Genomic DNA, 19,822 nt, shown 5'->3' with positions numbered 1-19,822 from the left:
ATAGATATTTGTGTTTCTCATAGTATTAAACCCAAAAGAACACGAAGAAAAACTTATCAGGAGACCTAGCTATGACTAATCGTAGAACCGTACTGGCGACCGCACTGGCCGCCGCCGTCACCCTGAGCGTGCCGGCCTTCGCCGCCAAGCCGCTGGTGATCGGCTTCTCCCAGGTCGGCGCCGAAAGCGAATGGCGCACCGCGAACACCGTATCGATCAAGGACGCCGCCAAGAAGGAAGGCATCACCCTCAAATTCGCGGACGCCCAGCAAAAACAGGAAAACCAGGTCAAGGCCATCCGCTCCTTCATCGCCCAGCGCGTGGACGTGATCGCGTTCTCGCCGGTGGTGGAATCGGGCTGGGACACGGTGCTGCGCGAAGCCAAGCGCGCCAACATTCCGGTGATCCTGACCGACCGCGCGGTCAATGTCAGCGATCCTTCGCTGTACGTGAGTTTCCTGGGTTCGGACTTCGTGGAAGAAGGCCGCCGCGCCGGCCGCTGGCTGGTGGAACGCCAGAAGAAAACCCCTGATGCCGTTTTGAATATCGTTGAGCTGCAAGGCACCGTGGGCTCCGCGCCCGCGCTGGATCGCAAGAAGGGCTTCGAGGAAGTCATCGCCGGCAATCCCAAGCTGAAGGTGCTGCGTTCGCAGACCGGCGACTTCACCCGCGCCAAGGGCAAGGAAGTGATGGAAGCCTTCCTCAAGGCAGAGGGCAAGAAAATCAATGTGCTGTATGCGCACAATGACGACATGGCCATCGGCGCGATCCAGGCGATCGAGGAAGCCGGCCTGAAACCGGGCAAGGACATCCTGGTGATTTCGATCGACGGCGTGAAGGGCGCGTTCGAGGCTATGATCGCCGGTAAGCTGAACGTGACGGTGGAGTGCAACCCGCTGCTCGGCCCTCAGCTGATGCAGATCGCCAAGGACGTCGTCGCCGGCAAACCCGTACCCAAGCGCGTTGTGACGCAAGAGGGTGTGTTCCCGGCCGAAGTCGCGGCCAAGGAATTCCCGAACCGTAAATACTGATACCGATGACGATTATTTCTTCCGCTCCGGCGCCTGTGCTGGAGCTGCGCGGCATCAGCAAGGCCTTCACCGGCGTGCAGGCACTGAACGGCGTGTCGCTCAACCTGTATCCGGGCGAGGTGCATACGCTGATGGGCCAGAACGGCGCCGGCAAGTCGACGTTGATCAAGGTGCTGACCGGCGTGTATACGCCGGATCAGGGCCAGATTGTGTTGGCCGGGCAGTCGATCCAGCCGCAGTCCACGCTGGATGCGCAGAATCACGGCATCAGCACTGTTTATCAGGAAGTGAACCTCTGCCCGAATCTGTCCGTGGCGGAGAATATTTTCATCGGCCGCTATCCGCGCAAGCTGGGACGCATCGACTGGGCCGGCATGGCCAAGCAGGCGACCGAGCTGCTGGAGCGCATGCGGATCCGCATCGACGTCACGCTGCCGCTGGCGCACTATCCGCTGGCGATCCAGCAGATGGTGGCGATTTCGCGTTCGCTGCTGGTGTCGGCCAAGGTACTGATCCTGGACGAACCGACTTCCTCGCTCGATGAGAAGGAAGTGGATTTGCTGTTCAGCGTATTGCGCGGCCTGCGCGAGCAGGGCATGGCGATTCTGTTTGTGACCCACTTCCTCGACCAGACCTATGCGATTTCGGATCGCATCACCGTCATGCGCAATGGCGAGCGGGAAGGGGAGTACCTCGCCGCCGACCTGTCGCGCGTGGAGCTGGTCAACAAGATGGTTGGCGCGCCGGTTACAACGCCAGCCGCCGCGGGTGCGGCGACCGCCGAATCGCCGGCGCAAGGCGATGCGAGTGGCACGGCCGGCGAGGGCCGCTTCAAGGCCTTCCTGCGCGCCGTGGGCCTGGGCCGCAAGGGCGCGCTGACGCCGATGGACCTGGAAATCCGCCAGGGCGAGCTGCTGGGCCTTGCCGGGCTGCTGGGCTCCGGCCGTACCGAAGCCGCCCGCCTGCTGTTCGGCGCCGACAAAGCCGACAGCGGCACCATCACCATCGACGGCAAGGAACACACTTTCGCCACGCCGCGCGACGCCGTCGCCGCCGGCATCGGCTTCTGCTCCGAGGACCGCAAGCTGGAAGGCGCCATCCTCGACCTGTCGGTGCGCGAAAACCTGATCCTGGCGATGCAGGCGCGCAGCGGCATCATGCGCGCCATCCCGCTCAAACGCCAGCAGCAGCTGGCCGAGGAATACGTCAAGGCGCTTGGCATCAAGACCGCCAGCATCGAAACGCCGATCGGCTCCCTCTCCGGGGGCAACCAGCAGAAAGTGCTGCTGGCCCGCTGGCTGGTCACCGATCCCAAGCTGCTGATCCTGGACGAGCCGACGCGCGGCATCGACGTGCGCGCCAAGCAGGAAATCATGGACTACGTCTCGGCCTTGTGCAAGAAAGGCATGTCGATCCTGTTCATCTCCTCCGAGCTGCCGGAAGTGCTGCGCGTGAGCGACCGCATCGTCGTCATGCGCGACCGCAAAGCCGGCGGCGAATACCCGCGCGGCGCGCTGGACGAAACCACCGTGCTGCACGTGATCGCGGCGGGAGACCAGCATGCATAGCTCCACCGCCCGCACTGGCGGAGCATCAACCAAACCAGGCTTGCCCATGTTCGTGCAACACCCACTTTTCCGGCCATCGGCCGCGCTGGCGATCCTGCTGCTGATCGACTTGATCATGATCCCCGGCTTCTTCCACCTTGAGATCAAGGATGGCCACCTTTACGGCAGCTTGATCGACATCGCCAACCGCGCCGCGCCGCTGATCCTGGCGGCCATCGGCATGACGCTGGTGATCGCCACGCGCGGCATCGACATTTCGGTCGGCGCCACCGTCGCCATCAGCGGCACCGTGGCCGCGATGCTGATCGGCGGCACCATGGTCATGAACAACGGCACGCCGGAATACGTGGCCAACACGCCGATGTGGATGGCGCTGGCCGCCGCCATGGGCGCCGCGTTGCTGTGCGGCGCCTGGAACGGCGCGCTGGTGGCCGGCCTTGGCCTGCAGCCCATCGTCGCCACCCTGATCCTGATGGTGGCGGGGCGCGGCCTGGCGCAGCTGTTCACCGACGGCCAGATCATCACCGTCTACTATCAGCCGTTCTTCTTCATCGGCAGCGGTTATCTGTTTGGCTTGCCGTTTTCGCTGTTCATCGTGGCCGCCGTGTTCATTGTGACCGCGCTGCTGCTGCGTAAAACCGCGTTGGGCCTGTTCATTCAGTCGGTCGGTATCAATCCTGTCGCGGCGCGCCTGGCAGGCCTGAAGACGGCATCGCTGATCTTCTTCGTCTACGTGTTTTGCGCGGCCTGCGCCGGCGTGGCCGGCCTGATGATCACCTCCAACATCAAGAGCGCGGACGCCAACAACGCCGGCCTGCTGCTGGAGCTGGACGCCATCCTGGCCGTCACGCTGGGCGGCACCTCGCTGGCCGGCGGCAAATTCAGCCTGGCCGGCAGCGTGATCGGCGCACTGATTATCCAGACGCTGACCTACACCATCTACTCCCTCGGCCTGCCGCCGGAAGTGAACATGGTGGTCAAATCGGTGGTGGTGTTCCTGGTCTGCGTGTCGCAGTCCTCGGAATTCAAGACCATGTGGCGTCGCAGCTTCAAAGGGAAAGCATAATGAGCACCATGAGCCTTCCGGCGCGCTCGATCACCTCGTCGCCGTACTTCACTTCCCTGATCACCGTGTTCCTGCTGGTCGTCCTGCTGGGCGCGGGCGGGGCCGCGTATCCGGGCTTCCTGTCGCTGCAGGTGCTGTTCAACCTCCTGATCGACAACGCCTTCCTGCTGGTGATCGCGGTTGGCATGAGCTTCGTCATTCTTTCGGGCGGCATCGACCTGTCGGTCGGCTCGGTGCTGGCGCTGACCACCATGATCTGCGCCTACATGCTGCAGAACTGGCACTGGCACCCGCTGCTGGTGATCGCCGTCGCGCTGGCGGTCGGTACGCTGTTTGGCGCCGGCATGGGCGCGATGATCCACTACTTCAAGCTGCAGCCGTTCATCGTCACACTGGCGGGCATGTTCCTGGCGCGCGGCCTGTGCTACCTGATCAGCATTAACTCCATCACCATCGAGGATCCGTTCTTCGTCGCGCTGTCGCAAACCCAGCTGCCGCTTGGCGACTGCTTCATCTCGCCGGGCGCGCTGATCGCGCTGGTGACGCTGGCGGGCGCCATCTACGTCGCGCACTGCACGCCGTTCGGCCGCGCCATCTACGCCATTGGCGGCAACGAGCAGTCGGCGCTGATGATGGGCCTGCGCGTGGCGCGCACCAAGGTGCTGATCTACGCGTTCAGTGGCTTCTGCGCCGCACTGGCCGGTGTGCTGTTCTCGTTCTACATGCTGTCCGGTTACGGCCTGCACGCGCAGGGCACCGAGCTGGATGCGATCGCGGCGGTGGTTATCGGCGGCACGCTGCTGAGCGGCGGCTACGGCTACGTGGCCGGCGCGCTGACCGGCGTGCTGGTGCTGGGTTCCATCCAGACGCTGATCGCTTTCGATGGCACGCTGAGCTCCTGGTGGACCAAGATTGTCATCGGCGGCCTGTTGTTCGTGTTCTGCGTAGTACAGCGCGTGATGACCATGCGCACCAATAAAAAATAAATCAAAAAAACACTGGAGAGTATTTTGAAAAAAACCATGATGTTCGCCGCGGCGAGCCTGCTGGCGTGCGCCTCGCACGCGGCCAATCCGATCCTGCCCAAGCTGTTCACCGCCGATCCGGCGGCCTTCGTGGAAAACGGCACCGTCTATCTGTACGTCGGCCATGACCAGGCTTCGCCGACCGACAAGGACTACGTCATGAAGGAATGGCGCCTGTACAGCAGCTGCGACATGAAGAACTGGACCGATCGTGGTTCGCCGATCCAGCCGTCCGCCTTCAAATGGGCGATCGGCAAAGTCGATGCGTGGGCTGGCGACATCACCAAGCGCGATGGTAAATACTACTTCTACGCCACCGTGGATCACGCCTCGATCCCCGGCCGCGCCATCGGCGTGGCGGTGTCGGACAAGCCGGAAGGGCCGTTCGTGGACGCGCGCGGCTCCGCGCTTGTCACCAACAACATGACGCTGGAAGCGCCGATCGCGTGGGACGACATCGACCCGGGCGTGTTCATCGACGATGACGGCCAGGCTTATCTCTACTGGGGCAATACGGTGCTGAAGTACGCCAAGCTGAAAGCCAACATGACCGAACTGGATGGCCCGGTCCACACCGTCGGCATGGACCGCTTCACCGAGGCGCCTTACCTGCACAAGCATAAAGGCACCTACTACCTGTCGTACTCGCGCGACTATCCCGAGGAGACGGCGTACTACACCGGCCCTTCCGCCACTGGCCCGTGGAAGTATCAGGGCGTGATCATGTCGAAAAACGCCAAGGTGAAGACCATCCACCAGACCATCGTCGAGTTCAATGGAAAGAACTACATCTTCTACCACAACGCCAAACTGCCGGGCGGCGGCGAGTTCCGCCGTTCGGTGGCGGTGGAGGAGTTCACCTACAACGCCGACGGCACCATTCCATTCATCAAGCAGACCAAGGAAGGCCCGGCGGCCAATCCTAGTGCTGCTTGCAAGTGATATCTAAACTCGCGGTATTGTGTATAAATCAATATCGAACATGATATCATAAGACTATGGATACTAACCCCAATTGGTTCCTGCGCGCGCGCCTGAAAACGCGCCAGCTGCTGCTGCTGATCGCGCTGGACGAACAACGCAACATCCACCGTGCCTCCGAAGAGCTGCACATGACGCAGCCTGCCGCGTCCAAGCAGCTCAAGGATCTGGAGGAGATGCTGGGCGTGCAGCTGTTTGAGCGCCTGCCGCGCGGCATGGAGCCGACCATCTACGGCGAGACCATGATCCGCCACGCGCGCATGGCGCTGACCAGCCTCTCGCTGGCGCACGAGGATATCGTCGCCATCAAGGCCGGGCTGACCGGGCAGGTGGACATCGGCACCATCATGACGCCGGGGATCGCGCTGCTGCCGCAGGCGATCACGCGCACCAAGCAGGCCGCGCCCAAGCTGCGCATCGGTGTCGAGATGGAGCAGTCCAACGTGCTGCTGGAGCAGTTGCAGCGCGGCCGGCTGGACTTCATGATCGGCCGTATTCCGGAGCGCGAAAGCGCCGAGGGCCTGAGCTACGAGGAACTGGGCGACGAGCCGGCGTGCGCGGTGGTGCGCGTCGGCCATCCACTGCTCAAGTCCAAGAGCCTGCAATTGCGCGACATCGCCAACCAGCCGTGGATTCTGCCGCCGCAAGGCTCGATCCTGCGCGCGCGCTGCGAGTTGATGTTCCGCCGCGCGGGCCTGGAAGTGCCGATCAACGTGGTCGACACCACGGCGGTGCTGTTGATTAAACCGCTGCTGCAGCAGACGGACGCCTTGAACGTCATGCCGATCGCGGTGGCCAAGTACTACGAATCGCAGGGAGTGTTGAACATCCTGCCGATCGAGCTGCCGTGCCGGATGGACGCTTTCGGCATCATCACCGTGGATGGCCATATCCTGTCGCCGGGCGCGGAACTGCTGCTCAAATCCGTGCGCGAAGTGGCGCGGGAAATCTACTAGCCGCCGCTGAACGATTCAAACGCTTCCAGCAGGATTTTGGCGCGGAAGGGTTTGAGGATGACGCGGGTGACGCGGCGTTCCTTCAGTTCTTTCATCAGGTCGGTGGTGGCCTGGTCCACCATCACCGCGATCGGGATGTCGGCCTGGCTGGCCGACAGGCCGTTGCGCACTTTGTCCACCAGAGCGAAGTTATGGACGCCGCCGCAGTCGATCGAGATCACCGCGCCGTGGAACGCCCGCTCGCGCAGCAGGCGCTCTGCGGTTTGCAGGTTGGCCGCTTCGTGCACGGTCCCCATCCCCAGTGAGCGCGCCGTCAGCGAGACGGTTTTGCGCAGCAGGTTTTGTTCTTCCACCAGCAGCATGTCGAGTTGACGCGGCGATGCCTCAGCCATGGGCAGCCTCCGCCGGGTTGCTCAGCTCTTCCACCAGCAGGTCGCGCAGCGATGACAGGATGGCCAGTTCGGTCTTGTCCAGATTGCGCGGCTGGTGGTCGATCAGGCACAAGGTGCCGATCGCGTAACCGGACGGCATGAGCAGCGGCGCGCCTGCGTAGAAGATCACGTGCGGCGCCCCCGTCACCAGCGGGTTGTCGGCAAAGCGTTCGTCGGCGCGGGAGTTGGGAATCACGAAAATGTCCGGTTGCAGGATGGCGTGCGCGCAGAAGGAGATATCGCGCCCGGTCTCGCACGCATCCAGGCCCACGCGCGCCTTGAACCACTGCCGGTTTTCGTCGATCAGCGAGATCAGCGCCACCGGCACGTCGAATTCCTGCGCCGCGAATTGCACCACCTTGTCGAGACGCTCCTCGGGCGGCGTGTCCAGGATCAGTAACGCGCGCAGGGCGGCAAGGCGCTCCTTGTCGTTGTCGGGGATCGGCGCAGCTAACATGGCGGGAGGCGGCGCGACGGCCGCGTAGTCGTGTTGGCCTCACTGTAGCACTATCCCCTACGGTGCACAATGTTGACTCAGTCAGCAATCTGTCGCAAAATCGCTCCATACGATCGCCGGAGTTCCCATGCTTGTCCCTGTTTTCAATGACCGTATTGCCGCGGTCCGCTCGTTCAACCGCTTTTTCACGCGCCAGATTGGCGTGCTGCGCGAGGGCCTGCTGCACAGCGAGTTCACGCTGACCGAGATGCGCGTGCTGTACGAGCTGGCGCACCACGGCGACCAGCCATCCGCCGCGCTGTGCCGCGACCTTGGGCTGGACCGTGGGTACCTGAGCCGCATCATCGCCAAGTTTGAAAGCGCGGGCCTGGTCAGCAAAGTCCCATCCGCCACCGACGGCCGCTCCAAGCTGCTGCATCTGACGGCGCACGGCCGCGCCGTCTACGAACCGCTGGACCGCCGTTCGCGCGAGGAGGTCGGCGACATGCTGTCGCGCTTCGACGAATCGGACCAACTGCGCATGCTGGACGCCATGCGCACCATCCGCCAACTGCTCGACACGGAGAGCGGCCTGAAATACGCCCAGCCTTTCGTGCTGCGCGCCCATCGTCCCGGCGACATGGCGTGGATCACGCGCCGCCACGGCGATATCTACGCGACGCAGCAGGGCTGGGATCGCAGCTTTGAAACCCTGGTCGGCCAGATTTGCGCCGATTTCGAGCGCGATTTCGATCCCACGCTGGAGCATTGCTGGATCGCCGAGATGAACGGCCAGCCGGTCGGCTCGATCGCGCTGGCGCGCAGCGGCGAGGAGGGCGTGGGCAAGCTGCGCCTGCTGTTGGTGGAGGAACAGGCGCGCGGCTACGGCCTTGGCACGCGCCTGGTGGACGAATGCCACCGCTTCGCCCGCGCCGCCGGCTACCGCAAGATGCGGCTGTGGACCACGGATCAGCAAAAGGAAGCGCGCCACATCTATCAGAACAAAGGCTATGTGCTGGTGGCCCAGGAGCCGGTGCACGCCTTCGGCAAGGACATGGTCAACGAAACCTGGGAGCTGGATCTCTGACCCGCATGTACCTGCCGGATTGCCCGCGCCCCGCGTCTCTGGCAGTATGGCCAACTTGGAGATTTTTATCACGGGGATGGTATGCAAAAAAACGGGGTGATGGTCTGGTCGAAGCGGATACTGATCGCTGCGGTGGCTTTACTGGTGCTGGCGATCGCCGCGGCGTGGCTGTATTTGCGCGGCAGTTTGCCGCAGCTGGAGGGCTCGCGCCAGGCGGCCGGACTGGAAACCACGGCCAGCGTGGCGCGCGACGAGCATGGCGTGCCGGTCATCAGTGGAGGCAGTCGCGGCGATGTGGCGTATGCCACCGGCTTTGTGCACGCGCAGGAGCGCTTCTTCCAAATGGATCTGCTGCGCCGCGTGGCGGCCGGCGAGTTGTCCGAGCTGTTTGGCGAACGCGCGCTGCCGCTCGATAAATCGCATCGTCTGCACCGTTTCCGCGCGCGCGCCGAACTGGCGATCAAGGCCATGCCGGCGGCCGATCGCGCGCTGCTGGAGCGTTACGTGGCGGGTGTCAATGATGGCCTCAATGCGCTGAGCGCCAAACCGTTCGAGTACGCGCTGGTGGGCCTGCCGCCACGCGCGTGGTCGCCGTCCGACACGATGCTGGTGATCTGGGCCATGTACTTCGACCTGCAGGGCAGCCAGGAACCGCGTGAACTGGCGCGCGGCTGGTTCAAGGACAACGCCAACGATGAGCAGCGCGCATTCCTGGCGCCCGAGTCCACGCCATGGGATGCGCCGCTCGACGCGCCAACCATCGCCGCCGCCGATGTGGCGATTCCGGCCGCGCCGCCTGCCTGGTGGGGCAAACCGAAGGACGCCGACGCGCCGGCGCCGGCCAAGGTGGCCGCCGCTGAATTCCTCAACACCGTGGGCAGCAACAACTGGGCGGTCGCGGGCAGCCGCACGGACACCGGCGCCGCCATCGTCGCGGACGATATGCACCTCGGCATTCAACTGCCGAACACCTGGTATCGCGCCGTGCTGCAGTTCCCGGACGGGAAGGGCGGCCAGCGCCGCATGGTCGGCGTAACGCTGCCTGGCACGCCATTCGTGGTGGTCGGCAGTAATGGTCACGTGGCTTGGGGCTTCACCAACAGCTATGGCGATTACATGGACTTCATCGCGCTTGAAAGCGATGCGTCCAAGCCGGGCCAGGTGCGCACGCAAGCCGGCTGGGAGACGCCGGTTGCGCATGAGGAAACCATCCTGATTAAAGGCGCGCCGGCCGTGAAGTTCGCCGTGCGCGAAACCTCGCTCGGCCCGATCCGCGAAGCACAGGGCCGCAGCTACGCGTTGCACTGGACCGCGCACCTGCCGGGCGCCGTCAACTTCAACGCCGGCAAGCTGGAACTGGCCGACACGCTGGATCAGGCGCTGGCGATCGCGCCGACGCTGGGCATCCCGGCGCAGAACCTCGTCGGCGGCGATGACAAGGGCAATATCGGCTGGACCATCGCGGGCCCGCTGCCGCGCCGCGCACCGGCTGGCGTGGCGTCGACTTATCCAATGAGCGCGGACGCCGCCGCAGGTGTGTGGCAAGGCTGGCTGGCGCCGGAGGAGTATCCGAAAGTGGTGAACCCGGCGCATGGCCATATCGGCACGGCCAATAGCCGTCAATTGGCGGGCAGCGGCGCGCAGTTGATCGGCGACGGCGGCTTCGACCTCGGTGCCCGCACCCATCAGGTGCGCGACGATCTGGCCGCGCTTGGCCCGAAAACCGATGTGAAACAGGTCTACGCCATCGGCCTCGATAACCGCGCCGTGTTCCTGACGGCGTGGCGCGAGCGTGCCATCGCTGCATTGGATGCCAAAGCGGTTGCTGGCAACGCGCAGCGCGGCGAGGCGCTCAAGCTGCTCAAGGATGGCTGGAGCGGCAGGGCGGATGTGGACTCCGTCAGCTACCGCATCACGCGCGGTTTCATGTACGCGGTCTACGACATTCTGTACGAAAGCGCGAACGCGGAACTGGCGAAGATCGATGCCAAGGCCAGCATGGCCTCGGTGAGTTCGCGCTGGCCGGTGGTGCTGGCGCGCCTGCTGGATCAGCGGCCGGCGGCCTGGCTGCCGCCGCGGTACGCCGATTGGCAAGCCTTGCAGGTGACGGCGATGGATCGCGTCATCAAGGATCTGACCAAGGATGGCCAGCCGCTGTCGGCCGCCACCTGGGGCCAGCGCAACACGGCCGCCAGCGCGCATCCGATGGCCTCCGCGATTCCGGTGCTGGGCAAGTACCTGAAGGTGGCGCCGGACATGCTGCCGGGCGACCAGCACATGCCGCGTGTCTCCGGCCCGACCTTCGGCCAATCCGAGCGCCTGACCGTGTCGCCCGGCCACGAGGAGCAGGGCATCTTCAACATGCCGGCGGGGCAGAGCGGCCATCCGCTGTCGCCTTACTTCCTCGATGGCCGCGAGGACTGGGTTACCGGGCGGGCGACGCCGCTGCTGCCGGGGCCTGCGCGGCATACGCTGACTTTTGTGAAGTAAGTCCAAACAGTGGGCGCAGCACGGCGATGCGGCGCACCACTTCAAACCCGGCGAAGCTGATGGCGAAGGTCAGCACGATCAGGAATACGCCCTCGATGCCGGGTGCCAGTTTGAGTGGCTTCATCCAGTGCGCCATGCAGACGATCAGGGTCTGGTGCAGGATGTAGACCGGGAACACGGCTTCGGTCAGGTAGCGGCGCTTGGCGCTGTCGAAGTTCAGGTGGCGGTGGCCGAAGCCGCACACGGTCAGGATCGGCGCCCACTGGCACAGGCAGTAGATGGTGCGGAATACCGGCTTCCATTGCTGGACCTCGGGTGTGTTGGCCAGCGCCTCCGGAATCGACCAGTAGCAGACGATCAGCGCCCAGCTGGCGAGCCACAAGCCGAGGCTGGTGAAGCGCAGGGCCTCCATCCTGGACCACAATCCGCGTTGCGTCGCCAGCAGCGCGCCCAGTGCGAACAGGAAGAAGTACTGCGCGTGGTTGTACCAGTCGTCCACCAGGGCGTGCGTCGAGGGGAAGTGGTCGGCCAGCGTGAAGCGCGCGGCGGCCAGCACCGCCACCGGCAGCACGACGATGCGCCAGCCGCTCAGCAGGCGGCCCAGCGCGTCGGAAACGGCGTTGAAGCGCGCACCCAGCAGCCACACGATCAAACCGCCGATCATGGTGTAGACCCACAGGTAGGCAACGAACCACAGGTGATTCCAGGTCGGCATGATCAGGCAATCGTCGCCCCGGCAGAAGCCGTGGTAGCGGGCCATGTACAGTCGCATGAATTCCCCGTAGCCGCCTTGGTAGGCGACTTTTTCCACGACTTCAAAATACGCCTGCGGCGGCACGATCACGAACATGCCGAAGATCAGTGGCACCAGCAGCCGCCAGCTGCGCTGCCTGAGCAGCGCGCCGCCCCGGACTTTTTGCAGCATGAAGGCGGTGGCCACGCCGGAAATCATGAATAGCAGGCCGAGGCGCCATGGCGAGGACAGGATCATCAGCGGTTCGATGGCGTCGCTGGCATAGGGGCTTTTCACGTGCCAGTCCCACGTCACGTAGTACATACCGGTGTGGTAGAGAATCAGCACGAAGAACGCGAGGATGCGTATCCAGTCGAGGAAGTAGAGACGGTTGTTGTTCATTGTTGGCTCCTTGTTGATGGAGCCAGATTAGCGGCGCCCCGCGCGAGCGTCCATCGCCTTGGGGCGAAATGGGCGCCGCGTGGGGCGAGCCGGAAGCCGGCGGCGCTAGTTTGCCACCTCGGGCGTGCCCGTCACATCCGGCACCTGGAGGATGAACTGGCTGCGCAGGTCGCGCACCATTTTCTTGATATCGGCCTGCATCGCCCGGTGGTCTTGCGGGGTGCAGACCTTGCCGCCCGCCTTGCCGCTCCTGAAGCTGCGGTCGATTACCAGTTTGCCGCCGGTTTGGCGGAACCTGGCGTGATACTGGAAATACGGGCTGCTGATGTTGACGTCGGGCGGCACCGCCAGCAGTTTGGCGTTGGCCGGCAATTGGTACTCGGCCTGTTCTTCGTAGTCGTTGTCGGGGCAGATGAAAGGCTGGGTGCGCGTCGCCTCGTTGGTCATCCTGAACACCTGGTCCGCCAGACCCGCATACAGGCTGCTGACCGCGGGCACGCCGATCGTGCCGGGCAGGTAGAGCCAGTTTTCGCCCTTGCCGCGCAGGCTGTAGCTATAGCCTTTGCCCTCCGCCGCACTGTCAAGATTACCCAGTTCCACTTCGCCGCTGCCCTTGATGCCCAAGGATTTCAGCAGGCTCTCGACGAAGCGCTCCTGGTCGTTCTTGTTCCAGTTGCGCTGCTCGGTACGGACTTCCTCCTCCCAGGCACCCAGATTGTCGCGCGTGAATTTGAACTGGGCCGAGCCGTCCGCGCCAATTTGCACCGTGTAGTGGTTCCTGATCTTGCCGGGCTGCGTGGTTGGAGTGTGGCCCATCTGGCCGGTGCGGGTGAGGATCACCTGCTTGTCCAGGTCCCAGAACGGCAGGTAGCCGACACTGAGGTTGTCCGCCGTGGTGTCGATGTACAGGTCCAGCGACGGGATGTAGTTGATGACGTGGTTGAACGGTTCCATGCTGGCGACGGGCGACAGCTTGTAGGCGTTGCCGGCGCTGATCAGCGCCGGGGTGCTGTCGATGCCGACGGCGCTGAGCATCGCCTCCATCAGTACCACATGGTCCTTGCAGTCTCCGTAGCGGTTCTCCAGCACCGACTCGGCGCTGTGCGGTTCGCGGCCCCCATTGCCGATATAGACCGCGACATAGCGGATGTTGGTGCGCACCCAGTTGCCGATGGCGCGCGCCTTGTCGCGTGGCTCGCTCAGCCCCTTGACCAGCTCAAGCGCTTTGGCCTCGATGGCGGGCGTGGGCTTGGCCGCCGCCCTGGACGTAACGTCGTACGCCAGGCCGATGTCGCGATAGTCTTTGAAGGTGGAGACCACCAGGTGCTGACCGAAGTCGGCGTAGCCGACGGCGTCGAACTCAAGGCGCGGATTGTCGGACGGCGTATAGTCCCAGCGATAGACGGTGCGGCCGTCATGCCGCTCCGGCGCGCTGGCCTTGAACCCCAGTTCATCCGACTTGAGCGGCATGTCGGACGGCAGATCGTAGATCAGCGTCAGTTGTTGGGTCGGATGGTAGCGGGGATAGGTGGTGTCGTAGAACTGCCCGCCGAAGAGGGCGCTGCGGCGCGTTTTGCGGGTCTTCGAGTACAGCTTGTCGCCGACCGCGACATCGGGATAGATTACGGCCTTGATCTGCATGTCCTGGAACATCGGCGCGCCGTTGTACGCCGGCTCCTGTTGCAGCCTGATTTGCGCCGGCTGTACCGGGATGCGGCGGCCATCGGGCTTTTCGGTGTAGGCCTCGACGATGTCGATGTCCTCCAGCGTGCGGTTGAAGTGAAACTGGCGCTGTGCCGCGTTGCCGACGGCGCGCTGCTCATTCAGCTGCACCAGATATTCCTCGGTCAGGACATAGCCGCCGTCACGCTGGACGACAAAATGCTGCAGGTTCTTCAGGACGCTGAGCGAGCGGTCGGTGCCATCATCGGCCGCATAGGCTTGGGTGGAAAACAGGGCGGCTGCACACAGCGCCGCGATAAACTTCAGCTTCATCGATTGACTGCTCTGAATTGAAATAGGACTCAGTGATTGTACGTAAAACAATCGCGTTAGATATGCGCGGTTTGTCACTTTTTACAAGTCGATACAAGCCGGGCTTCAAGGTCGGCGCGGTATTGGCGGCTGAGCGGAACCGAGGCGCCACCGCGCAGCAGCAGCTCGCCATCGCCTTTGTCGAGATTGACGATGCTGGCCACCCAATCCAGCTGCACGGCGGCGCGGCGGTGGCAGCGGATGAAGCGTGGTCCCAGCTTCTCCAGCAGGCCGGCCAGCGTTTGCCGCATCAGCGGATCGCCATCGGCGGTGTGCAGAATGACGTAGTTGTCGGCGGTTTCGATCCACTGGATTTGTTCGACCTTGACGACGCGCGTGCCGTGCCGCTCGGGCACCAGCAGTTGCGTGACCGAAGGCAGGGGCGCCGGGGTCGGACGCGCCGCCAGGCGCTCCCGTGCGCGCTGCAATGCGCGTTGCAGGCGTGGCTGGTCGTAGGGCTTGAGCAGGTAGTCGATGGCGTTGGCGTCGAAAGCGCGAATGGCGTATTCGTCGTAGGCGGTGACGAATACCACCAGCGGCGCCGGCGCTGGCAGCGAGGCGGCGACATCGAGGCCGGTGATCTCGGGCATCTGGATGTCGAGCAGCAGCAGGTCGGGCGCGAAGGAGGGGAGCTTTTCCAGCGCTTCCACGCCGTCGCGGGCTTCCTCGATGGCGCTGATGCCTGGCTCCGAGGCCAGCATGCGGCGCAGTTTGTCGCGCGCGGGGCGCTCGTCGTCGACGATCAGGACGCGCATGGCAGCCTCACTTCCGCGCGCACGCCGGCCGGCGACAGGGCGCTCAGACCAAACGCAGCGCGCTCGCCGTACAGCGCCGCCAGGCGCTCGCGCAAATTGCGCACGCCGATGCCGCTACGGCCGCCATCGTTGATGGCGGCCGGTGGCAGCGTGCCGCTGTCGTCTTCGATTCGCAGGTGGAGCATGTCGCCCTGGCGCCGGGCGCTGATGCTGATCGCGGTCGGCTGGCGGCGCTTTTCAACGGTGTGCTTGAAGACGTTCTCCAGCAAGGGCTGCATGCTCATCACCGGCACCTCGCAGGCGTGCAGTGATTCATCCACGTCCCATGAGATGCTGACGCGATCCGCGAAGCGCTCGCTCATCAGCGCCGCATAGCCGCGCAGGATGCGCAGCTCCGTCTCCAACGGCACCAGATGGCGCTCACCGACGTCCAGCGTGGCGCGCAGCACGTCGGACAACTGCACCAGCATGGCGTCCGCGCGCTGCACGTCGCTGTACATCAGCGACGATATCGTGTTCAGGGCATTGAACAGGAAGTGCGGTTGCATCTGCTGGCTCAGGCGCAGCAGCTGCGCCTCCCGCAGCGAGGCGTTGGCGCGTTCGACCCGCAGTTTCTCCTCCAGCATGGCGTGGAAGGACAGCACGCCGAAGGTGATGGCGGTGAAGATGCTGAAGAAGATCGTCATCTTGATGTCTTCATACAGGTACACCTGGGCCCAGCCTTCATGCGTGTAGGTTTCCCCCATCATGGCGTACACCGCGTGCCGCATGCCGAATGCGGCAGGCACGAAGACCAGCCAATACACAGGCAGCCATGCCAGCTGGTGCAGGAACCAGCGCAGCGGCGCGTTGGCGATCAACGTGTCGTACTTGCGGGTGAAGCGGCGCTGCAGGATCAGCAGCGTGGTGCCGGTCAGCGCCGACGAGGTCTCCCACAGGATCGGCTTCCATATGCCCTGATCATGGCCGCGCAGGTACTCCTGCACCGAGGTGGAGACCATCAGGATCCAGAACAGAATCCAGGCGTAGGCGACGATGGCGCGGGTTCTTTGCATGGGCTTAGCGGTAACGCGCTTCCATCAAATCGATCTCGCGCACCAGCTTGCGCGAGATTTCGTCGGAGATCTGATCGTGCTTCGCGAGGTCCCACACGGTGCGCCGCTCGGCCTCCAGCGCGGCCAGACGCAGTTCCTTTTCGGCGGAATCGGTCTTGCGCCAGGCTTGCTCGCTTTCCGGATCGACCTCCTTCAACTTGTGCTCATAAAAGGCGATCACGCGCGCGGCCGCCTGCGGGTAGACCTCCGGATCGACGCAGGCGTCGGACTCCATCAACGCGACCTGGGTTTTCTCGATGGCGGTGATGGCGGCGTTGGCGGCCGCGCGGCGCGCCAGATCCTCTTCCTGCTGTTCCTCCGGCTCGGCCGGGAAGGTCATCCCTGCCAGCAGGCGAGGCAGGGCGATGCTGGCCACCAGCAGCGAAATCAGGATCACCGAGCAGGCCAGGAAGATGGTCAGCGCGCGCGCCGGGAACGGCGAGCCGTCGGGCAGCGCCAGCGGCAGCGTCAGCACGCCGGCCAGCGTGATGGTGCCGCGCGCGCCTGCCAGCGTCGTCGCCAGCAGCAGGCGCGGATTGATCTTGTGGCGCGGCTGGTGACGCACCTTCTGCTTGAAGATGGTCAGCCGCAGCGAGGCCCACACCCACGCCATGCGCAGCGCCAGCAGGCCGCCGGTGATGGCGAACGCGTATGCCACCAGCCACCAGCGGTTGACATGGCCGCTTTCCTCCAGCGAGGCGCCCGCCAGCCGGAAGATGTCTGGCAGCTGTTCGCCCAGCAGCACGAACATCACGCCATTAAGCGCGAATTGCACCGTGTCCCACACCGCCGAGCGCTGAATGCGGGTGTTGGCGTGCGCATGGCCGCTCAATTCGACGTAGCTCATGGTCACACCGGCCGCCACCGCCGCCAGGATGCCAGAGGCATGCAGGCGTTCCGCCACCAGATAGGCGCCGAACGGAATCAGCAGGTTGACCAGAATCGGGGAGCCCGGCGGCTCGCCGAAGTGACGCACCAGCCAGCGCTGTCCCCACGTCACCACCAGCGTCAGGCCGACACCGGCCGCGATGCCGGCGGCCACCAGCCAGACGAAGGTGAGGGCGGCGGTTTGCAGCGAAAACGCGCCGGTCATGGCCGCCGCCACCGCAAAACGGAAGCACACCAGGCCGGAGGCGTCGTTCAGCAGCGACTCACCCTCCAGAATGTGCATCAGCCGCTTGGGGATCGGCGAGCTGGAAGCGATCGAGCTGACCGCGATGGGGTCGGTCGGCGAGACGATGGCCGCCAGCGCGAACGCCACCGGCAGCGGCATGGCGGGGATCATCCAGTGGATCAGGAAGCCGGCGCCCACCACCGTGAACACCACCAGCCCGAAGGCCAGTTCCAGGATGGTGCCCTTGTCGCGCAGCAGGCCGCTCTTGGGAATGCGCCAGCCGTCGAGGAACAGCAGCGGCGGCAGGAAAACCAGGAAGAACAGGTCCGGTTCCAGATCCACGCCGTGCGAGGACTTGGAGGCGATCAGGGCGCCCAGGACGATCTGCACCAGCGGCAGCGGAATCGCGCGCGGCAGCAAACGCCGGATATAGGCGCTGGCCACCACCGCCAGCAGCATGATCAGCACGACTTCGATTGAATCCATTCCCTTCCTTCCCGATAGTGAAACGAGGCTAAGCTTACACTATTGGAAGTTCGGTAAAAAGTTGCCGGCGAGCTCTGGCGAAAAGGAAATTGTTCTGTCATAATACGGGCCTCCGCGGGAGTAGCTCAGTTGGTAGAGCGCAACCTTGCCAAGGTTGAGGTCGAGAGTTCGAGACTCTTCTCCCGCTCCAGAATTCAGTAGCAAAGAAGTAGTAAGCAAAAAGGAAGCCCACGGGCTTCCTTTTTTGTTGTTTTATCGTTCTCCAGCACAACATCTTCACCGGCGCAACCGTTATACTGGGAGCGGACCACCGAAGGAGACGAAATCCATGAAATCAGTTCAGCAGGAAGTTGATGAACGCAGTAACTTAACCAACTCCAACAAATTCGAACTCCTCCTGTTCCGTCTGGGCGGCGACGCCAAGGGCGAACATTCCGAGCTGTTCGGCATTAACGTCTTCAAAATCCGCGAGATCGTGGCGATGCCCGAAGTGACTGCTGTGGCCGGATCCCCGCCACACATGCTGGGCGTGGTGAACCTGCGCGGACAAATCATCACGGTGCTGGATTTGCCAGGCATCGTCGGTGTGACCCCAAAAACCGGTCTGAACATCATGTTGGTCACCGAATTCGCGCGCACCACCCAAGCGTTCGCGGTCGAGTCGGTGGATGAAATCGTGCGTCTGGACTGGAATCAGGTGCTGACCGCCGAAGGCACGGCCGGCGGCAAGGTCACCAGCATCGCCCGCATCGACGGCGACACCCAGAACACCCGCCTGGCGCAGGTGCTGGACGTGGAAACCATCCTGCGCGAACTGGTGCCTCCGGAGCGCGAGGACATCGACCCGGAAACCATCGGCCCGAAAGTGTTGCTGAAACCCGGCTCGGTGGTGCTGGCCGCCGACGATTCGGTGGTGGCGCGCAACCTGATCGAAAAAGGTCTGGAAGCGATGGGCGTGCACTTCATCATGACCAAGTCGGGCAAGGAAGCCTGGGACCGTCTGCAGTCGATCGCGGAAGGCGCCAAGGCCGAAGGATTGCCGATCACCGACCGCGTGGCGATGGTGCTGACCGACCTGGAGATGCCGGAGATGGATGGCTTCACGCTGACCCGCTTGATCAAGCAGGACCCGCGCTTCGGCAAGATTCCTGTCGTGATCCACTCCTCGCTGTCGGGCAAGACCAACGAAGACCACGTCAAAGGCGTGGGCGCGGACGCGTACGTGGCCAAGTTCTCGGCCGAGGACCTGGCTGGCACCATCCGTAGCGTGCTGGGCAAAGCCGCAACCGCAGCTTAAACGTTCGCGTTGCGTGAAAAGGCCGTAACGGTGACGTTGCGGCCTTTTTTATTGTCGGGATTGGTCAGTCTTGAACCTCGGCTCCCAGCCCGTTGCGGCTCCTTCATGGGATCTCGCCCGGCATGACAGCCTGCCTGTTAGAGGCTATCATCAGCCTATGGTTACGAACGACGCTCGGATCAAGGTTTCAGAAGAGGGGAAAGCGGTGGCTAAAAAGATTGGAAGTTCTGTCGTTGGTGAGAAGAGGACCAAGAAGGCGACCGCGTCCAAGCCTCCAGTAGGCAAGACTTACAAAGTGACGCTCGCGCGCGCCAAGGGGGGAGGCCATACGGTTGTCATATCGGCGCCTGGAAAGGTACTGGAGGCGAATACCACTCTGAAGCCAGGAAAGGTCGTGAAGTTGAAACTGTCGCGGAGCAACGTCGTGGGCAAACATCCCGAGGTCCACCACCTTCCGGCGCCCAAGACCAAGTTGAAGCTCGACGACGAAATGCGAAAGTCGCTCTTGGCCTCGATGGTGCTGATCTGATGGCCCTCTCAGTGAATAAACCGGCTGACTACGATGACCGAGTCTTCCTTAATTGCCCGTTCGACGCCAAGTTCAAGCCTCTTTTCGATGCGATCGTCTTTACGATTCATGATCTTGGCTTTCAGGCTCGGCATGCGCTGATTGACAATTCCAATGCCGTTCGCGTTGAGCGCATTGCTATTGAGATTGCCTCCGCCAAGTACTCGCTTCATTGTAATGACCCAGTGAATTCCTGCTCAGGTGATAATACTGAAAGGACATCACGTGAGCATGGTTATGGAAGAGGAAGTTAAACGTTGGACTGCAA

General features: G+C 63.5%; 18 protein-coding genes and 1 tRNA gene. 11 read left to right on the top strand and 8 right to left on the bottom strand.

All coding sequences use genetic code 11. The annotated features are described in order from the left end of the window. Positions 1–71 precede the first annotated feature (71 nt). From FHW83_RS00095 to FHW83_RS00070, 6 genes are read left to right on the top strand one after another with little or no spacing between them, the layout of a single operon-like run. Positions 72–1,031: an ABC transporter substrate-binding protein gene (locus tag FHW83_RS00095; protein ID WP_176644351.1), complete on the top strand. Its 960-nt coding sequence runs from the start codon at positions 72–74 to the stop codon at positions 1,029–1,031. A gap of 5 nt (positions 1,032–1,036) precedes the next feature. After that, positions 1,037–2,599 (top strand): sugar ABC transporter ATP-binding protein, encoded by a 1,563-nt coding sequence (locus FHW83_RS00090; RefSeq protein WP_176644350.1) that lies wholly within the window; start codon positions 1,037–1,039, stop codon positions 2,597–2,599. Between the two features lie 46 nt (positions 2,600–2,645). Continuing rightward, positions 2,646–3,665 (top strand): ABC transporter permease, encoded by a 1,020-nt coding sequence (locus FHW83_RS00085; RefSeq protein ID WP_218105899.1) that lies wholly within the window; start codon positions 2,646–2,648, stop codon positions 3,663–3,665. Next, positions 3,665–4,651 carry a galactofuranose ABC transporter, permease protein YjfF gene (gene yjfF / locus FHW83_RS00080; protein ID WP_176644348.1) on the top strand — a complete coding sequence of 329 codons (987 nt, stop codon included), beginning with the start codon at positions 3,665–3,667 and terminating at the stop codon, positions 4,649–4,651. Before FHW83_RS00085 ends, yjfF begins: the two co-directional genes overlap by 1 nt. A 36-nt stretch (positions 4,652–4,687) precedes the next feature. Further along, positions 4,688–5,632 carry a glycoside hydrolase family 43 protein gene (locus tag FHW83_RS00075; protein WP_176644928.1) on the top strand — a complete coding sequence of 315 codons (945 nt, stop codon included), beginning with the start codon at positions 4,688–4,690 and terminating at the stop codon, positions 5,630–5,632. Between the two features lie 56 nt (positions 5,633–5,688). Further along, on the top strand, positions 5,689–6,627 hold the full coding sequence (locus tag FHW83_RS00070) for a LysR family transcriptional regulator (protein ID WP_176644347.1): 939 nt from the start codon (positions 5,689–5,691) through the stop codon (positions 6,625–6,627). Here the strand turns inward: FHW83_RS00070 and FHW83_RS00065 are convergent. Beyond that, the gene (locus FHW83_RS00065; protein ID WP_176644346.1) at positions 6,624–7,019 is read right to left on the bottom strand and encodes a response regulator; all 396 of its coding nucleotides are present in this window, start codon (positions 7,017–7,019) and stop codon (positions 6,624–6,626) included. The two genes, FHW83_RS00070 and FHW83_RS00065, sit on opposite strands and share 4 nt — an antisense overlap. Next, positions 7,012–7,515 carry a GAF domain-containing protein gene (locus tag FHW83_RS00060; RefSeq protein ID WP_176644345.1) on the bottom strand — a complete coding sequence of 168 codons (504 nt, stop codon included), beginning with the start codon at positions 7,513–7,515 and terminating at the stop codon, positions 7,012–7,014. Before FHW83_RS00060 ends, FHW83_RS00065 begins: the two co-directional genes overlap by 8 nt. A 127-nt stretch (positions 7,516–7,642) precedes the next feature. Here FHW83_RS00060 and FHW83_RS00055 point away from each other — a divergent pair, with 127 nt between their 5' ends. Both FHW83_RS00055 and FHW83_RS00050 read left to right on the top strand, forming a co-directional pair. Further along, positions 7,643–8,581 (top strand): bifunctional helix-turn-helix transcriptional regulator/GNAT family N-acetyltransferase, encoded by a 939-nt coding sequence (locus FHW83_RS00055; RefSeq protein ID WP_176644344.1) that lies wholly within the window; start codon positions 7,643–7,645, stop codon positions 8,579–8,581. 81 nt (positions 8,582–8,662) lie between these two features. Next, positions 8,663–11,071 carry a penicillin acylase family protein gene (locus FHW83_RS00050; RefSeq protein WP_176644343.1) on the top strand — a complete coding sequence of 803 codons (2,409 nt, stop codon included), beginning with the start codon at positions 8,663–8,665 and terminating at the stop codon, positions 11,069–11,071. Here FHW83_RS00050 and FHW83_RS00045 read toward each other — a convergent pair. The 5 genes from FHW83_RS00045 to FHW83_RS00025 form a co-directional block, all read right to left on the bottom strand. Next, positions 11,007–12,206, bottom strand: coding sequence for an acyltransferase family protein (locus FHW83_RS00045; RefSeq protein ID WP_176644342.1), 1,200 nt, complete (start codon positions 12,204–12,206; stop codon positions 11,007–11,009). The two genes, FHW83_RS00050 and FHW83_RS00045, sit on opposite strands and share 65 nt — an antisense overlap. Positions 12,207–12,311: 105 nt before the next feature. After that, on the bottom strand, positions 12,312–14,201 hold the full coding sequence (locus FHW83_RS00040) for a DUF3857 and transglutaminase domain-containing protein (RefSeq protein ID WP_176644341.1): 1,890 nt from the start codon (positions 14,199–14,201) through the stop codon (positions 12,312–12,314). A gap of 74 nt (positions 14,202–14,275) precedes the next feature. Further along, positions 14,276–14,995: a LytTR family DNA-binding domain-containing protein gene (locus FHW83_RS00035; protein ID WP_176644340.1), complete on the bottom strand. Its 720-nt coding sequence runs from the start codon at positions 14,993–14,995 to the stop codon at positions 14,276–14,278. Beyond that, on the bottom strand, positions 14,983–16,050 hold the full coding sequence (locus tag FHW83_RS00030; RefSeq protein WP_176644339.1) for a sensor histidine kinase: 1,068 nt from the start codon (positions 16,048–16,050) through the stop codon (positions 14,983–14,985). The genes FHW83_RS00035 and FHW83_RS00030 overlap by 13 nt, the downstream gene beginning before the upstream one ends. 4 nt (positions 16,051–16,054) lie before the next feature. After that, positions 16,055–17,689, bottom strand: a complete 1,635-nt coding sequence (locus tag FHW83_RS00025; protein ID WP_176644338.1) for a Na+/H+ antiporter — start codon at positions 17,687–17,689, stop codon at positions 16,055–16,057. 114 nt (positions 17,690–17,803) lie between these two features. On the opposite strand from FHW83_RS00025, the gene FHW83_RS00020 reads away from it, so the two are divergent. The 3 genes from FHW83_RS00020 to FHW83_RS00010 all read left to right on the top strand — a co-directional run bounded on the left by FHW83_RS00020 (position 17,804) and on the right by FHW83_RS00010 (position 19,515). After that, positions 17,804–17,879: transfer RNA gene (locus FHW83_RS00020), tRNA-Gly, on the top strand. A 138-nt stretch (positions 17,880–18,017) separates the two neighbouring features. Then, complete coding sequence (locus FHW83_RS00015) at positions 18,018–18,986, top strand: chemotaxis protein (RefSeq protein WP_176644337.1); 969 nt, start codon at positions 18,018–18,020, stop codon at positions 18,984–18,986. 70 nt (positions 18,987–19,056) lie between these two features. After that, positions 19,057–19,515 carry a hypothetical protein gene (locus FHW83_RS00010; RefSeq protein WP_176644336.1) on the top strand — a complete coding sequence of 153 codons (459 nt, stop codon included), beginning with the start codon at positions 19,057–19,059 and terminating at the stop codon, positions 19,513–19,515. Between the two features lie 8 nt (positions 19,516–19,523). Here FHW83_RS00010 and FHW83_RS00005 read toward each other — a convergent pair whose 3' ends face one another. Beyond that, a complete protein-coding gene (locus FHW83_RS00005; RefSeq protein ID WP_176644335.1) occupies positions 19,524–19,727 on the bottom strand; it encodes a hypothetical protein in 204 nt (67 codons plus the stop codon). Positions 19,728–19,822: the final 95 nt, after the last annotated feature.

The sequence above is a fragment of the Duganella sp. SG902 genome (assembly GCF_013376005.1).
Lineage (GTDB): Bacteria > Pseudomonadota > Gammaproteobacteria > Burkholderiales > Burkholderiaceae_D > Rugamonas.
The sequence above is the reverse complement of the archived record's forward strand: the minus strand, read 5'-3'. Positions and strand labels throughout refer to the sequence as shown.

Bases quoted from the DNA above. Each gene is read 5' to 3' on its own strand.
- FHW83_RS00085 (WP_218105899.1), top strand. From the start codon at position 2,646: ATGTTCGTGCAACACCCACTTTTCCGGCCATCGGCCGCGCTGGCGATC.
- FHW83_RS00035 (WP_176644340.1), bottom strand. From the start codon at position 14,995: ATGCGCGTCCTGATCGTCGACGACGAGCGCCCCGCGCGCGACAAACTG.
- FHW83_RS00060 (WP_176644345.1), bottom strand. From the start codon at position 7,515: ATGTTAGCTGCGCCGATCCCCGACAACGACAAGGAGCGCCTTGCCGCC.
- FHW83_RS00050 (WP_176644343.1), top strand. From the start codon at position 8,663: ATGCAAAAAAACGGGGTGATGGTCTGGTCGAAGCGGATACTGATCGCT.
- FHW83_RS00040 (WP_176644341.1), bottom strand. From the start codon at position 14,201: ATGAAGCTGAAGTTTATCGCGGCGCTGTGTGCAGCCGCCCTGTTTTCC.
- FHW83_RS00070 (WP_176644347.1), top strand. From the start codon at position 5,689: ATGGATACTAACCCCAATTGGTTCCTGCGCGCGCGCCTGAAAACGCGC.
- FHW83_RS00095 (WP_176644351.1), top strand. From the start codon at position 72: ATGACTAATCGTAGAACCGTACTGGCGACCGCACTGGCCGCCGCCGTC.
- FHW83_RS00025 (WP_176644338.1), bottom strand. From the start codon at position 17,689: ATGGATTCAATCGAAGTCGTGCTGATCATGCTGCTGGCGGTGGTGGCC.
- FHW83_RS00030 (WP_176644339.1), bottom strand. From the start codon at position 16,050: ATGCAAAGAACCCGCGCCATCGTCGCCTACGCCTGGATTCTGTTCTGG.
- FHW83_RS00005 (WP_176644335.1), bottom strand. From the start codon at position 19,727: ATGAAGCGAGTACTTGGCGGAGGCAATCTCAATAGCAATGCGCTCAAC.
- FHW83_RS00015 (WP_176644337.1), top strand. From the start codon at position 18,018: ATGAAATCAGTTCAGCAGGAAGTTGATGAACGCAGTAACTTAACCAAC.
- FHW83_RS00045 (WP_176644342.1), bottom strand. From the start codon at position 12,206: ATGAACAACAACCGTCTCTACTTCCTCGACTGGATACGCATCCTCGCG.
- FHW83_RS00090 (WP_176644350.1), top strand. From the start codon at position 1,037: ATGACGATTATTTCTTCCGCTCCGGCGCCTGTGCTGGAGCTGCGCGGC.
- FHW83_RS00065 (WP_176644346.1), bottom strand. From the start codon at position 7,019: ATGGCTGAGGCATCGCCGCGTCAACTCGACATGCTGCTGGTGGAAGAA.
- FHW83_RS00075 (WP_176644928.1), top strand. From the start codon at position 4,688: ATGATGTTCGCCGCGGCGAGCCTGCTGGCGTGCGCCTCGCACGCGGCC.
- yjfF (WP_176644348.1), top strand. From the start codon at position 3,665: ATGAGCACCATGAGCCTTCCGGCGCGCTCGATCACCTCGTCGCCGTAC.
- FHW83_RS00055 (WP_176644344.1), top strand. From the start codon at position 7,643: ATGCTTGTCCCTGTTTTCAATGACCGTATTGCCGCGGTCCGCTCGTTC.